Here is a 13,436-nt window from a genome sequence, read left to right on the forward strand (position 1 = left end):
GACCTCAGGAGGTCCCATGTCCCTGCCCGCCGAGTTCCTCGACATCGCCAAGCGCGTGAACAACTGGGGTCGCTGGGGAGCCGACGACGAGATCGGGACGCTGAACCTGATCACCGGAGACGTCGTACGGGCCGCCGCCGGCCAGGTCCGCACCGGCCGCCGGATACCGCTCGCCCTGCCCCTGAAGGAGGACGGCGTCCAGGCCGGGCTGATCCCGGGCCGGATCAACCCCCTCCACACCATGGTCCAGATCAACCAGGAGATCTTCGGTCCGGGCACGGTGGCCTGCAGCGACGACGCCGTCACCATGGGCCTGCAGGCGGCCACCCACTGGGACGCGCTGACGCACGTCTCCCACTCGGGGAAGATCTACAACGGCCGCCCCGCCACGACCATCACCGCCCACTCCCGCGCCGAGTTCAGCGGCATCGACAAGGCCACCCCCATCGTCTCGCGCGGGGTCCTGCTCGACGTGGCCCGCGCGAAGGGCGTGGACCGGCTGCCGGGCGACCACGCGGTGACCCCGGAGGACCTCGCCGAGGCGGAGGAGTTCGGGCGCGTCACCGTACGGGCAGGGGACATCGTGCTGGTCCGCACCGGCCAGGTCCAGGTCTACCTGACCGGCGACAAACACGGTTACGGCTTCCCGTCACCGGGCCTGTCCGTCCGCACGCCGGAGTGGTTCCACGCCCGGGACGTGGCGGCCGTCGCCAACGACACGCTCACCTTCGAGATCTTCCCACCGGAGATCGAGAACCTCTGGCTGCCCGTCCACGCCCTCGACCTGGTCGAGATGGGCATGCACCAGGGCCAGAACTGGAACCTCGAAGCCCTGTCCACAGCCTGTGCGGAAGAGGGCCGCTACAGCTTCCTCCTCTCCGCGATGCCCGAGCCCTTCGTCGGCGGCACGGGCACCCCCGTGGCCCCGGTGGCGGTCCTCTGAAGCCCTACTTCGGACCCCTGAAGCGCCACTGCTGGTTGAATCCCGGGTCCCACGGCTCCCACTGGATGACGTTCGCGCCGTCGGCGGTGCTGCCGTCGAGGACGTCCAGGACCCTGCCGGAGTGCTCGGCCACGATCTTCACGTTCCGGCCGATCTCGGGCCGGTCGATGGCGCGGCCATCGGGCGTGCGGAACGACCACAGCTGGTTGGTTCCACCCCAGCAGCCCCACTGGATGACATTGGCGCCGCTGTGGACGCCGGCCTGCTCCACGTCGAGGCACTTGCGCGAGTGACGGGCGACGATCTGATACATGCCGTCGCCTTGCGGTATCAGGCGCCACTGCTGGTTTCCCTGGCCCGAGCAGCCCCACTGAATCACGTTGGCTCCGTCGGCGGGACTGGCCCAGGCCACGTCCAGGCACTTGTCGGAGTGCCGGGCGACGACCTCGTACCAGCCGGTGCCCACCGGCCGCTGCTGCGCCGCCTCGGCCGGGGCTGTCAGACCCCAGAGGCCGCTGGCCACAGCGACACCCAAACAGGCCCATGTCCGGGCGGTTCTACGGCTTCCCCGTACACGGGCTACACGGCGTACCTGTCGTACTTGGTTCTCGGCCATGGTTTCTTCTCTCGTCGAAACCGGCTGTCCCCCGCCTCATTCAGCCTAGGACGCCCCCCAGACCCCCGCACCCCGGCCCCACCCCAGGCCGGCGCGTTCCAGCGGGTGGCGGCGCACTCGCGCGCGCCCCGAGCACGGCACGACCGCCGCCACCCGGCCGCGACCCGCATACGCCGAGGGTGCGAGGACCCTCGACTCCCCTCGCAACGAATCGCTCACCCAAGATTGAGCAAAAGCGGACGAATCGTCAACAGTGCGCCGAAGCCGCTGGGTTCGTCGCGGGCGCCACCGCCGACGGAGCCTGGGCCATCGGCACGCCCCGGTCCACCTCGCACCAGATGCTCTTGCCGGCACCCTCACGCTGCCAGCCCCACCGGTCGGCCAGGCCGTCCACCAGCTCCAGGCCGCGCCCGTTGGTGTCCTCGCCCTCCGCGTGGCGCGGCATCGGCGGCCGGTCGCTCGCGTCGGCGACCTCCACCCGCACCATCGCGGTGCCGCCGAACAGCATCCGCAGCACGGCCGGACAGCCGGTGTGCACCACGGCGTTGGTCACGAGTTCCGAGATGAGCAGCACCAGCGTCTCGGCCAGCGGCTCGTCATCCCCTATACCCGATCCGGCGAGCCTCGAACGGGCCCATCGCCGGGCTCGTCCCACCTCCGCCGGGTCCGGCCCGACCTCCAACTGAACCTGAAGCACCTGCACCGCTCACACCATCCGAACCGGCGGACACATCGCCTCGCGCCTCACAGCCATCGACGTCCTTACGGACCGTGATTCCCTTGTGAGACAGCATGGTTGACGTACAGTCACCGCAACAAGCGCTTCAGGCATATTCCAGCGCGAAGGAGTACGCATGGTCCATACTGTGCGACGCACGCTGCGGGGAGTCGAACAGGAGGGCGCCCAGCGCCTCCAAGGGGTACGAGCGGCGGGCATCGCCGGACCCGGAGTCGCCGCTTCGGCGACACCGGCACGATCCGGGCCCACAACCACTCGCATCCCACGGAGAGTACCGGAGCGGACCCCCGACTCCGGGCCGTGACGGCCCGCCCGAAGGACACAACCCGATATCGACGCTCCGTGAGCACCCGGACACGTGGCGCCTACAGGGCGGCCGCCTCCGCCTCCTCCGCGTCCGCCTTCACCGGCCCGCGCTCGGCCCGCACCCAGGCCCGTTTCAGGTGCAGATGGACGTCCGCCTCCCATGTGAAGCCCATGCCGCCGTGCACCTGAAGGCAGTCACGGGCGCAGTCGACCGCCGCCTCGTCGGCGAGCAGCTTGGCCCCGGCGACCTCGACCGGGTCACCACTCACGGCGGCCGCGTAGACGGCCGCGCGTGCGACCTCCGTCCGTACGAGCATCTGCGCGCACAGATGCTTGACGGCCTGAAACCCCCCGATCACCTGCCCGAACTGCTCCCGGGTCCGGGCGTACGCGACGGCCGTCTCGGTGGTACGGGAGGCACTGCCGAGCTGCTCGGCGGCGGTGAGCAGCGCCCCCACCCCCGCCACCCCCGTTGTGGGCATTCGCCCCACGGGACCGGGCAACCGGTGCAAGGGCGTCAGCGGGTCGACCGAGCGCACCCGTACGGCACCCTCCGCATCGCCCACGACCACGTCCGCCTCGTCCAGCCACTCCACGAACGCCCCGTCGGGCGCCGTCACCACCACCTCCCCCTCCGCCGCCCCAGGAACCGTCCCCGCCGCCAGGTGCGTCGCGATCAGCGGCCCCGGCAGCAGCGCCCGCCCCGCCTCCTCGAAGACGAGGACCGCCTCCGGGAGTCCGAGCCCGACGCCCCCCGCCTCCTCCGGGAGCCGCAGCGCGAAGAACCCGGCCTCCCCGAGCGCCCGCCACAGGTCCCGGTCAAGCCCGCCGTCCTCGACGGCCGCCCGCAGCGCGTCCCGGTCGAAGCGCCCTTCGAGCAGCGCCCGTACACCCGCCTTCAGCGCCTTCTGGTCGTCCGTCAGCCGGAAGTCCACGCCGGTCACCGCCCCTTCGGCAGGCCGAGGATGCGCTCGGCGACGATGTTCCGCTGGATCTGGGACGTACCGGCGGCGATCGTGTACGAGAGCGAGGACAGCCGGTCCAGGTTCCACTCGCGCCCGAGATCGAGGGCGTCCGGGCCGAGGACGGCGGCGGCCGCGTCGTACAGCTCCTGCCGCGCGTGCGAGTAGTGCAGCTTGAAGACGGAGCCGCCGGTGCCCGGAACCCCGCCCGTCGCCTCCGCCTCGCTGACGTTCCACTGGGTGAGCCGCCACAGCGCCCGGAACTCCGCGCTCAGCCGTCCGAGCCGGCGCCGCACCGCCGGGTCGTCCCAGCGCCCGTTCTTCCGTGCCTCGTGCGCCAGTTGGCCCAGGACGCGGCGGCAGGCGACGACCTCGCCGACGAAGGCGGTGCCGCGCTCGAACGACAGCGTCACCATCGTCACGCGCCAGCCGTCGTTCTCCTCCCCGACCCGGTTCTCCACCGGCACCCGCACCTCGTCGAGGAACATCTCGGCGAACTCCGTCGACCCGGCGAGCGTCCGCAGCGGCCGGACGGTGATGCCGGGGGCGTCCATGGGCATCGCGAGCCAGGTGATCCCCCGGTGCTTCGAAGCCGCCCCCGCGTCCGTGCGCACCAGCAGCTCGCACCAGTCGGCGACCTCCGCGTGCGAGGTCCATATCTTCGAGCCGGTGACGACGTACGCGTCCCCGTCCCGTACCGCCCTCGTCCGCAACGATGCCAGGTCCGACCCGGCCTCCGGCTCGCTGAAGCCCTGGCACCACACCTCGTCGCCGCGCAGCACCGGCGGCAGCCAGCGCTCCCGCTGCTCGGCGGTCCCCTCGGCGGCGATCGTCGGCCCGGCGTGCAGCAGTCCGACGAAGTTGGCGCCGACGTACGGGGCCCCGGCGCGCTCGGTCTCCTCCAGGAAGATCAGCCGCCGGGTCGGGGAGGCGTCCCAGTGCACCTCCGCGTACCCCGCCTCGTACAGCGCCCGCTGCCAGCCGCAGTCGTACGCGCGCCGCGCCGGCCAGTCCAGCGGATCGGGCTTCGGCGGCAGCTTCGGCAGGACGCCCGCGAGCCAGTCCCGCAGCCGGGCCCGGAAGGCCTCCTCCTCCTCGGTGTACGCGAGGTCCATCAGCGGCCCTCGTCGAGGTCCAGGCCGAGCATGCGGATCGCGTTGCCGCGCATCAGCTTGTAGACGGTCTCGTCGTCGAGTCCCTTGACGTGGTCGAGGGCGACTTCCTTGGTGTGCGGGAAGGTGGAGTCGACGTGCGGGTAGTCGGTCTCGAAGGTGGCGTTGTCGCGGCCCACGACGTCCAGCGAGGCGATGCCGTGCTTGTCGCGGAAGAAGCAGCAGAAGATCTGCCGGTAGTAGTACGTGGACGGGGGTTCGGGGATCAGGTCGCGCACGCCGCCCCACGCCCGGTGCTCCTCCCACACGTCGTCGGCGCGTTCGAGGGCGTACGGGATCCAGCCCATCTGGCCCTCGCTGTAGGCGAGCTTCAGCGTCGGGAACTTCACGAGCACCCCGCTGAAGAGGAAGTCCATCATCGAGGCCATCGCGTTGTTGAAGGAGAGCGAGGCCTGGACGGCGGGCGGGGCGTCGGGGGACGCGGCGGGCATCTGGGACGAGGACCCGATGTGCATGTTGACGACCGTCCCCGTCTCCTGGCAGACCGCGAAGAACGGGTCCCAGTAGCCGGAGTGGATCGACGGCAGCCCGAGGTGGGTGGGGATCTCGGAGAAGGTCACGGCCCTCACGCCACGGGCCGCGTTACGCCGGATCTCCGCGACCGCGAGGTCGATGTCCCAGAGCGGGATGATGCAGAGCGGGATGAGCCGGCCGCCGCTGCCGCCGCACCACTCCTCGACCATCCAGTCGTTGTAGGCGCGGACGCAGGCGAGGGCGACCTCCTTGTCCTTTGCCTCGGCGAAGGTCTGGCCGCAGAAGCGCGGGAAGGTGGGGAAGCAGAGGGAGGCCTCGACGTGGTTGAGGTCCATGTCCTTCAGGCGCTCGACCGGGTCCCAGCAGCCGCGCCGCATCTCCTCCCTGGTGATCCCCTCCAGGGTCATGTCGTCGCGGTCGAAGCCGACGGCGGCGATGTTGCGCTTGTACGGGAACTTGAGGTCCTCGTAGATCCACCAGTCGGTCGGCGGTCCGTCCGGGTCCATGGTGATGCGGTACTTCCCGCCGACGTACTCCAGCTCCCCGATGCCCGCCGTCATGGGCTGGGGCCCCCGGTCCCGGTACTTCGCCGGAAGCCAGGTCGCGAAGAGGTGGGCCGGCTCGATCACGTGGTCGTCGACGCTGATGATGCGGGGCAGTTCCGTCATGACCCCTCCATTTTCTGATGACCCGTCAGATACGGACTGGGCATCAGGCTAGCTGCGCACCCCTGGACCGACAAGGACCGGCCCTCTACGCTCTCCGCACGATCTGACGGAGAGTCAGTTAGGGGAGTCGTCGTGACCGAAACCGCACACGCCCTGGGCGAGTCCCGCACCCTCTGGGAGCTCGTCGACCGCCGCGCCGCCCTCACCCCCGACCGGCCCGTGCTCCTCCAGGGGGACAGGACCCTCACCTTCGGCGAGCTGCGCGAGCGCGCCGAGCGGTGCGCCGCCGGCCTGTACGGGATGGGGGTGCGGCCGGGCACGGTCGTCGCCTGGCAGCTGCCCACCCGGATCGAGACGGCCGTCCTCTCCTTCGCGCTCGCCCGCATCGGCGCCGTACAGTCCCCGGTCATCCCCTTCTACCGGGACCGCGAGGTCGGCTTCGCGCTGCGCGAGTCGAAGGCCGAGTTCTTCGCCGTCCCCGGGGTGTGGCGCGGCCACGACCACACGGAGATGGCCCGGCGGCTCGGAGCGCGCGGGATCTTCGAGGCGTACGACTCCGCGTCCCTGCCCGACGGCGACCCGGCGGTGCTTCCCGCCCCGCCCGCCTCCGGCACCGACGTCCGCTGGATCTACTGGACCTCGGGCACGACCTCCGACCCCAAGGGCGTCCTGCACACCGACCGCTCCCTCATCGCGGGCGGCTCCTGCCTCGCCCACGCGCTGCGCCTGAGCGAGCACGACATCGGCTCGATGGCCTTCCCGTACGCGCACATCGCCGGGCCCGACTACACGGTGATGCTCCTCCTGTACGGATTCCCCGCCGTGATGTTCGAACAGTTCGCGCTGCCCGGCGCGCTGGAGGAGTACCGCAGGCACGGGGTGACCGTAGCCGGCGGATCCACCGCGTTCTACTCGATGTTCCTCGCCGAGCAGCGCAAGCGGCCCGGCGAGAAGCTGATCCCGAGCCTGCGGCTGCTCGCGGGCGGCGGGGCCCCGAAGCCGCCGGAGATCTACCACGCGGTGGTACGGGAGATGGGCTGCCGGCTCACCCACGGCTACGGCATGACCGAGGTCCCCATGATCACGATGGGTTCGCCGGACGACACCGCGGAGAACCTGGCGACGACGGAGGGCCGGCCGCCCGCGGGCATGGAGATACGGATCGCCGAGGGCGGGGAGGTACGGCTGCGGGGCGAGGCGGTCTGCCAGGGCTATCTGGACCCGGCGCAGACGGCGGCCGCCTTCGACGAGGACGGCTTCCTGATCACCGGTGACGTGGGGCATGTGACCGCGTCCGGGCACCTGGTCCTCACCGGCCGGATCAAGGACATCATCATCCGCAAGGGCGAGAACATCTCGGCCAAGGAGATCGAGGACCTCCTCCACCGGCATCCGGCGGTCGGCGACGCGGCCGTCATCGGCCTCCCCGACCCCGACCGCGGCGAACGGGTCTGCGCGGTGATCGAGCAGCCGCCGGGGGCACAGGCCCTGACCCTGGCGTCGGTGACGGGCTTCCTGCGCGCCGAAGGGCTCTCCGTGCACAAGCTGCCGGAACAGCTGGAGGTGGTGGACGCCCTGCCCCGCAACGAGACCCTGCGCAAGGTGTTGAAGTACAAGCTGCGGGAGCGCTACTCCGGCGGCCGCGAGCGCGACTCCGGCGGCGCGGTCACTCCGTCATGAAATAGCGGGCGAAGGCCGCCACCGCCGCCTCCTCGTCGACCGCGCCCGAGGCGACCGTCGGCAGGGTACGGGCGCTCAGCGCGGCCGCCAGCGGGGAGACGCCGAGCGCGAGCAGACCGCGCTCCACGTCGGCGGGGGTCGTGGCGAGGGCGAGGGCGGCGCGGAGGAAGGGCCGGGCGATCTCGGCGAAGCGCTCGGGGTGGTCGTGCAGCCTCTTCACCGCGCCGCCGACGAACTCCGCGTGGCTCACCCGCTGGTCGCCGTCGACGTCCGCGATGCCCGCCATGCCCTGCCAGAACGCCTCGGCGCCGTTGCACAGCGCCTGCCCCCGCTCGGAGCGGAAGGGCGTGCCGAACTCGGTGAGCAGCCGTGTCGCCGCGGTGGTGAAGTCCTCGCGCGAGATGGTCCCGTCGCCGTCCTGGTCGAAGGCGGCGAACCGGGAGGCGATACGGCGCCGGTAGAGCTGTCCGGGGTCCTGCTGGGTTTCCATGGGCTCCATGCGCGCGAGCGTACGCGGGGAGGGCCGCTATGCCGAGAGGGGGCGCGCCTCGTCGTCGACCGCGGCCGCCGCGTTCCCGTACACGTCGAAGAGGCGGCGCACCCCGAGCGCGGCGAGGACGCGGTTGACGTGGGAGCCGTCCATGGACCCCTGGGCGGGCAGGACGATGCGCAGCCGGCCGCGGCAGGAGCGCATCAGCCGGCGCGAGGCGACCAGCACGCCCACCCCGCTGGAGTCGCAGAACACCACGCCCGACAGGTCGAGGACCACGTCGTGACGGCCGCCCGCGACCGCGGCGTGGACCCGCCTGCGGACCAGCGGGGAGGTCAGCAGATCCAGCTCCCCGTGGACACGCAGCACCGTCCAGGGGCCCTGCTCGTCTTCGTCGACGTAGAGCGTCACGCGTCGCGCCCTTCAAGCGGAGGCAGTCGTTCCCGTCCCCTCCCGCTGCCCCGCCACAGCTGACCGAAACCCCCGATTCCATGGATGGCGCTTTCCTTACCATCACATGGCTCCTGGGGGCGTACTTGTCACAAAGGTGCGTGCGCTTTCGGTACGGCGCATTACTTTGGACGGTGAACTCGGGTCGGGAGGGCCGCCGAACAGCTCCGGAGGGTCAACGCATGGCGAAGGACACACCACCGCGCTGGGACCGCAGGATGCAGCAGCGGCTGGCGCGCGGTGAGGCCGCGGCGCTCGGCGAGCTCTACGACCGATTCGCCTCCCTGGTGCACAGCCTCGCCCACCGGGTGCTCGACGACGACAGCGCCGCCGACCAGGTCACCCGCGAGGTGTTCGGCTACATCTGGGAGAACCCCGACGCGTACGACCCGAAGCAGGGGAACATGCGCTCCTGGGTCGCCAAACTGACCCAGCGGCAGGCCGTCCACCGGCTGCGGCAGTCGGAGGCGACGGCGTACGCGGAGACCGGCGAGGGCTCCGCGGAGGAGCTGGAGCAGAAGGTGCGGCGGGCGTCGGTCGCGGCCCGCGCCGACTACATCGTCACGTCGATGCCGGCGCCGCTGCGGGCCGCGCTGGAGCTGGCGTACTTCCAGCGGCGCGACTACCGCCAGACCGCGGCGGACCTCGGGGTGACGGAGGACGAGGCGCGGCGCCGGCTGCGGCTCGGGCTGCAGCTGCTGTCGACGGCGAACACCCGCCCGCTGGAGGGGTCCTCACCGCCCGGCTACGGACGCTCGCTGTGAACGGCCCGGACGACACGCCCGAGGAGGTCTCGCGTGCTCCGTGGATACCGGGCCCGCGGTCGGCCGCGGACGATCACGCGGACCTGACGGGAACGCCTGCCGTGACCACCCCCGAGCCGGTCGAGGACCTCCCGCCGCCTCCGCCCCCGCCGCTGCCGCCTCCGCCTCCGCCGCACAGTGTGCTCAAGTCCCTTCTCGGGGCCTGGGCGCTGTCCGCGTGCTCGGCGGAGGAGACCCAGGCGGTCGAGGACCATCTCACCGAGTGCGCCCCGTGCGCGGAGGAGGCGCTGCGGCTGCGGGACGCGGTCGGGCTGCTGCACGCCGAGCGGGACCTGGACCTCGACCCGCTGCTGCGCTCCCGGGTCCTGGAGAACTGCCTGGGCCGGCGCCCCGCCCGTATCCCGGTGCCTGCCTGGGCGACGCCGTACGACGCGGAGACGGCCCGGCTCGACGCGCTGCTGCGGGACATCGGCGAGTCGGAGTGGCACGCGCCGGTGCGGCTGAAGTGGTTCGAGGGCGAGCGGCCGGTGACCCGCAAGACGACCGTGGCCGGGGTGATCGGGCATCTGCTGACGGTGGACGGCCTGGTGGCGACGGCGCTGGGGCTTGACGACCCGCTGGGCCCGAAGGCGACGGCGGTGACGCCGGCGGAGCGGACGGAGGCGTACTGGCAGGGCTCGTACCATCCGCCGTCGCGCGGGGTGCGCGAGCCGTGGCGCGAGCAGAGCCACACCCTGATCCGCACGGTGTCGTTCGCGGGGCGGGGTGTCGCGGATCTGACGGTGACGTACGGGGACTTCGCGCTGCCGATGCGGGACTCGCTGCTTGAGCGGGCGTTCGAGTGCTGGGTGCACGCGGACGACATCGCGAACGCGGTGGCGTATCCGTACGAGCCGCCGAGCGGTGCGCATCTGCACGGCATGATCGACCTGGCGGCCCGGCTGCTCCCCGCGGCCCTGGCCGACCGCCGCCGCGCGGGCCTGGCGGCGCCACCGCGCCACCTGGTCGCGGCGGGCGCCCCGGGCCGCTCGCTCCACCTGGAGGTCGAGGGCTCGGGCGGCGGCCACTGGTACATCGCCCTGGACTCCCCGGCGGCCGTCGGCTCCCCGGACCACGCGGTGGCCCAGGTGGCCATGGACGGCGTCGAGTTCTGCCAGCTCGTCGCGGGCCACGTTCCCCCGGAGGAAGCGGCGGCAGGCCAGGACGGCGACCGCGAGGCGATCCGAGACGTCCTCTTCGCGGCGGCGTCCCTGAGCCGGATGTAACCCGCCCCCCGGGTTGTGGGCCGGCGTCCCGCAGGGCGCCGCCCACCCTCACCCGGGTTGTGGCCCAGGGGGCCGCGCCCCCTAAGCGAAGACCACCGTGCGGCGGCCGTTGAGGAGGATCCGGCGCTCCGCGTGCCACTTCACCGCGCGGGCCAGCGCCTGGCACTCCACGTCGCGGCCGACGGCGACCAGCTGGTCCGGGGTGACCTCGTGGCCCACCCGCTCGACCTCCTGCTCGATGATCGGGCCCTCGTCGAGGTCGGCCGTCACGTAGTGGGCCGTCGCGCCGATCAGCTTCACGCCGCGCGCGTGCGCCTGGTGGTAGGGCTTGGCGCCCTTGAAACTCGGCAGGAAGGAGTGGTGGATGTTGATGATCCGGCCCGACAGCTGCTTGCACAGGTCGTCGGAGAGCACCTGCATGTAGCGGGCCAGGACGACCAGCTCCACGTTCTCCGTGCGGACGAGCTCGAGGAGCTCCGCCTCCGCCTCCGGCTTGTTGTCCTTCGTGACCGGAATGTGCCGGAACGGAATGTCGTACGAGCCCACCAGCTCGGCGAAGTCCGTGTGGTTGGAGACGACCGCGACGATCTCGACCGGCAGCGCCCCGATCCGCGAGCGGAACAGCAGATCGTTCAGGCAGTGCCCGAACTTCGACACCATCAGCACGACCCGCATGCGCTCGTCGGCCCGGTTGATGTGCCAGTCCATCGCGAACGAGTCACCCACCGCCGCGAAGCTCGCGCGGAGCTTCTCCACGGTGACCGGCTCCTCCGCCGAGAAGTGGACCCGCATGAAGAAGAGACCCGTGTCCCGGTCCTTGAACTGCTGGCTGTCCTCGATGTTGCAGCCGGTGATGAACAGATAGCTCGACACGGCGTGCACAATGCCCTGTTTGTCCGGACAGGAGAGTGTGAGGACGTACTGGTCAGTCATCCTTGTAGGGTGCCACAACCCCCGGTACGGCAGGGCGGCCGTCCGTCAGGCGGACCGCGTCATGATACGGAGCACGTCCAGCGAGTGCGGGGGCGTGTCCGGGTCCTCCCCGTCCGCCGACGCCAGCCGTACGTGTGCCTCGCGGGCGGCCCGCACGGCCTCCGGCCACCCGTGGTGCTCCATGTACGCGGAGAACGGGGCGTCGGGTCCCACCTGGTGCATGATCCGCAGCACCCGCAGCACGGCCACGTCCACCATCGCGGCCTCGCCGGAGTCGCGGAAGATCGTTCCCACGTACTTCTCGGCGGACCAGTTGTCCAGCCAGGTGTCCTCGACCAGGCGGTAGACGGCGTCGGTGACGTCGCCGTACCCCTCGTGGCCGGCCAGCCAGGTCGTCTCGTGGAACCCGGGGTCGGAGAGCATGTGCAGCGCCGAGCGCACATTGCTGCGCCAGCGCCACCACGGCATGTCATTGAGCGGCATGCCGCCCATGGTGGAGGAGCGACGGCCGCGACGGGAAGGGTTCACCGGACTGGAGACGACTGGACTGGACACGTTTCGATCGTACGTTCCCTTACGACGGCCGCCGACAGCCCCCCGTAATTCACCTTCACGTCACCCAACGTTGAACCGTGCTCACTCCCGCGTTACCCGTGGGACGGAAATGTGCATGCCCATGACCGGTAGGCGACTGACCTCACTCCTCGTATGTGTCACGACGGCGGCGGCCGGGGCGTCGCTGCTCACCGGATGTGGTGTGCTCCCTGGGACCACGGGGGGATCCAGGGAGCCCGTCACAGTCATGACCTGGGCACCCGACGGCACCCGTGCCACCAACATGCCCGGCATGCCCGCGATGGCCCAGGCCTACGCCCGCTGGGTCAACGCGTCCGGCGGCATCGACGGCCACGAACTGCGCATCCTCACCTGCAACGAGCAGAACTCCTCCAGCGGCGCCGCGGCCTGCGCGCGCCGGGCCGTCCGCGAGAAGGCCGTCGCCGTCGTCGGCTCCTACAGCCAGAACGGGCGCGCCTTCATGGCCCCCCTGGAGGCCGCGGGAATCCCGTACATCGGCGGCTACGGCATCTCCGAGGACGAGTTCACCAGCCCGATCTCCTACCCCGTGAACGGCGGCCAGGCCTCGCTCATCGCCGGCCACGGCATGCAACTGGCCGAGTCCTGCCGCAAGGTCTCCCTCGTCCGGCCCGACACCCTCGCCGGCGACAAGCTGCCCGATCTCCTCAACTCCGGACTGCGCAAGAGCCGCCACCACGGCGCCACCGACATCCCGGCCGTCGAGGACGCCGCCGAGTACACGCAACAGGCCGACCGGGCCCGCAGCAAGGCCGGCAGCAAGGACGGCTGCGTCGCGGCCGTCCTCGGCGAGCGCACCCAGACCTTCTTCGACTCCTTCCGGCGACTCCCCGAGTCGGAGGAGACCAGGAACGAGAACGAGAACGAGAGCGAGAACGGGAAGGCGGCCGTCCGGATCTCCTCGGTGCTCGGCAGCGTCAGCCAGCCCGTCATCGACCGTACGGGCGGCGCGCGCAGCCCCTTCGAGGGCGCGTTCGTCACCGGCTGGTACCCGGAGGCGAGCGACGCCCGCTGGGCGCCGATGCGCAAGGTGATCCAGGAGCACGCGTTCGCCGACAACCGCGTGGACCCGGCCGACGCGGGGGTGCAGACGACCTGGATCGCGTACACCGTCCTGAAGAAGGTGATCGAGTCGCTCGACCGTGACTCGATCACGGCGGGGGCCGTCTCGCACGCCCTCGACCGCGGCGACAAGATCGACACCGGCGGTCTCACCCCCGAACTGCGCTGGCGCTACGAGGACATGCTCGGTGCGCCCCGCTTCCCCCGGATCGTCAACCACGAGGTGACGTTCCAAGTGGTCCGCAAGGGGCGGCTCGTGGCGCAGAAGCCCGGCTTCGTCGACGTCGGCGCGACCGTCCTCACCGCCCCTTAGGCCCG

The 13,436-nt window shown here is 71.4% G+C and carries 14 protein-coding genes; 5 read left to right on the plus strand and 9 right to left on the minus strand.

Features of this window, described 5'->3' with window-relative positions; all coding sequences use genetic code 11:
• Positions 1-16: 16 nt before the first annotated feature.
• Complete coding sequence (locus FDM97_RS32550) at positions 17-943, plus strand: cyclase family protein (protein ID WP_137994077.1); 927 nt, start codon at positions 17-19, stop codon at positions 941-943.
• A gap of 4 nt (positions 944-947) precedes the next feature.
• Here FDM97_RS32550 and FDM97_RS32555 read toward each other — a convergent pair whose 3' ends face one another.
• The 5 genes from FDM97_RS32555 to FDM97_RS32580 all read right to left on the minus strand — a co-directional run bounded on the left by FDM97_RS32555 (position 948) and on the right by FDM97_RS32580 (position 5,880).
• Entirely contained in the window at positions 948-1,466 is a 519-nt protein-coding gene (locus tag FDM97_RS32555) for an RICIN domain-containing protein (protein WP_175439315.1), read from the minus strand.
• Positions 1,467-1,806: 340 nt separating this feature from the next.
• The gene (locus tag FDM97_RS32560) at positions 1,807-2,262 is read right to left on the minus strand and encodes an ATP-binding protein (RefSeq protein ID WP_137994079.1); all 456 of its coding nucleotides are present in this window, start codon (positions 2,260-2,262) and stop codon (positions 1,807-1,809) included.
• Positions 2,263-2,663: 401 nt separating this feature from the next.
• On the minus strand, positions 2,664-3,539 hold the full coding sequence (locus FDM97_RS32570) for an acyl-CoA dehydrogenase family protein (protein WP_137995157.1): 876 nt from the start codon (positions 3,537-3,539) through the stop codon (positions 2,664-2,666).
• Between the two features lie 5 nt (positions 3,540-3,544).
• Positions 3,545-4,681: an acyl-CoA dehydrogenase family protein gene (locus FDM97_RS32575; RefSeq protein WP_137994081.1), complete on the minus strand. Its 1,137-nt coding sequence runs from the start codon at positions 4,679-4,681 to the stop codon at positions 3,545-3,547.
• On the minus strand, positions 4,681-5,880 hold the full coding sequence (locus tag FDM97_RS32580; protein ID WP_137994082.1) for an amidohydrolase family protein: 1,200 nt from the start codon (positions 5,878-5,880) through the stop codon (positions 4,681-4,683). The genes FDM97_RS32575 and FDM97_RS32580 overlap by 1 nt, the downstream gene beginning before the upstream one ends.
• A gap of 132 nt (positions 5,881-6,012) precedes the next feature.
• On the opposite strand from FDM97_RS32580, the gene FDM97_RS32585 reads away from it, so the two are divergent.
• On the plus strand, positions 6,013-7,560 hold the full coding sequence (locus tag FDM97_RS32585) for a class I adenylate-forming enzyme family protein (RefSeq protein WP_137994083.1): 1,548 nt from the start codon (positions 6,013-6,015) through the stop codon (positions 7,558-7,560).
• Here FDM97_RS32585 and FDM97_RS32590 read toward each other — a convergent pair.
• Both FDM97_RS32590 and FDM97_RS32595 read right to left on the minus strand, forming a co-directional pair.
• Positions 7,547-8,059, minus strand: coding sequence for an EF-hand domain-containing protein (locus FDM97_RS32590; protein WP_284440307.1), 513 nt, complete (start codon positions 8,057-8,059; stop codon positions 7,547-7,549). The genes FDM97_RS32585 and FDM97_RS32590 overlap by 14 nt on opposite strands.
• A gap of 27 nt (positions 8,060-8,086) precedes the next feature.
• Positions 8,087-8,461 carry an STAS domain-containing protein gene (locus FDM97_RS32595; protein WP_137994084.1) on the minus strand — a complete coding sequence of 125 codons (375 nt, stop codon included), beginning with the start codon at positions 8,459-8,461 and terminating at the stop codon, positions 8,087-8,089.
• A 221-nt stretch (positions 8,462-8,682) separates the two neighbouring features.
• Between FDM97_RS32595 and FDM97_RS32600 the strand changes: the two genes are divergently transcribed.
• Both FDM97_RS32600 and FDM97_RS32605 read left to right on the plus strand, forming a co-directional pair.
• A complete protein-coding gene (locus FDM97_RS32600) occupies positions 8,683-9,264 on the plus strand; it encodes a sigma-70 family RNA polymerase sigma factor (protein ID WP_137994085.1) in 582 nt (193 codons plus the stop codon).
• On the plus strand, positions 9,261-10,529 hold the full coding sequence (locus FDM97_RS32605; protein WP_175439316.1) for a zf-HC2 domain-containing protein: 1,269 nt from the start codon (positions 9,261-9,263) through the stop codon (positions 10,527-10,529). Before FDM97_RS32600 ends, FDM97_RS32605 begins: the two co-directional genes overlap by 4 nt.
• Positions 10,530-10,610: 81 nt before the next feature.
• Here the strand turns inward: FDM97_RS32605 and purU are convergent, their stop codons facing one another.
• Both purU and FDM97_RS32615 read right to left on the minus strand, forming a co-directional pair.
• Positions 10,611-11,462, minus strand: coding sequence for a formyltetrahydrofolate deformylase (gene purU / locus FDM97_RS32610; RefSeq protein ID WP_137994086.1), 852 nt, complete (start codon positions 11,460-11,462; stop codon positions 10,611-10,613).
• A gap of 45 nt (positions 11,463-11,507) precedes the next feature.
• On the minus strand, positions 11,508-11,954 hold the full coding sequence (locus FDM97_RS32615) for an SCO4402 family protein (RefSeq protein ID WP_137995160.1): 447 nt from the start codon (positions 11,952-11,954) through the stop codon (positions 11,508-11,510).
• A gap of 172 nt (positions 11,955-12,126) precedes the next feature.
• Between FDM97_RS32615 and FDM97_RS32620 the strand changes: the two genes are divergently transcribed.
• On the plus strand, positions 12,127-13,431 hold the full coding sequence (locus FDM97_RS32620) for an ABC transporter substrate-binding protein (RefSeq protein WP_175439317.1): 1,305 nt from the start codon (positions 12,127-12,129) through the stop codon (positions 13,429-13,431).
• Positions 13,432-13,436: the final 5 nt, after the last annotated feature.

The organism is Streptomyces vilmorinianum, from assembly GCF_005517195.1.
Taxonomy (GTDB): Bacteria; Actinomycetota; Actinomycetes; order Streptomycetales; family Streptomycetaceae; genus Streptomyces; species Streptomyces vilmorinianum.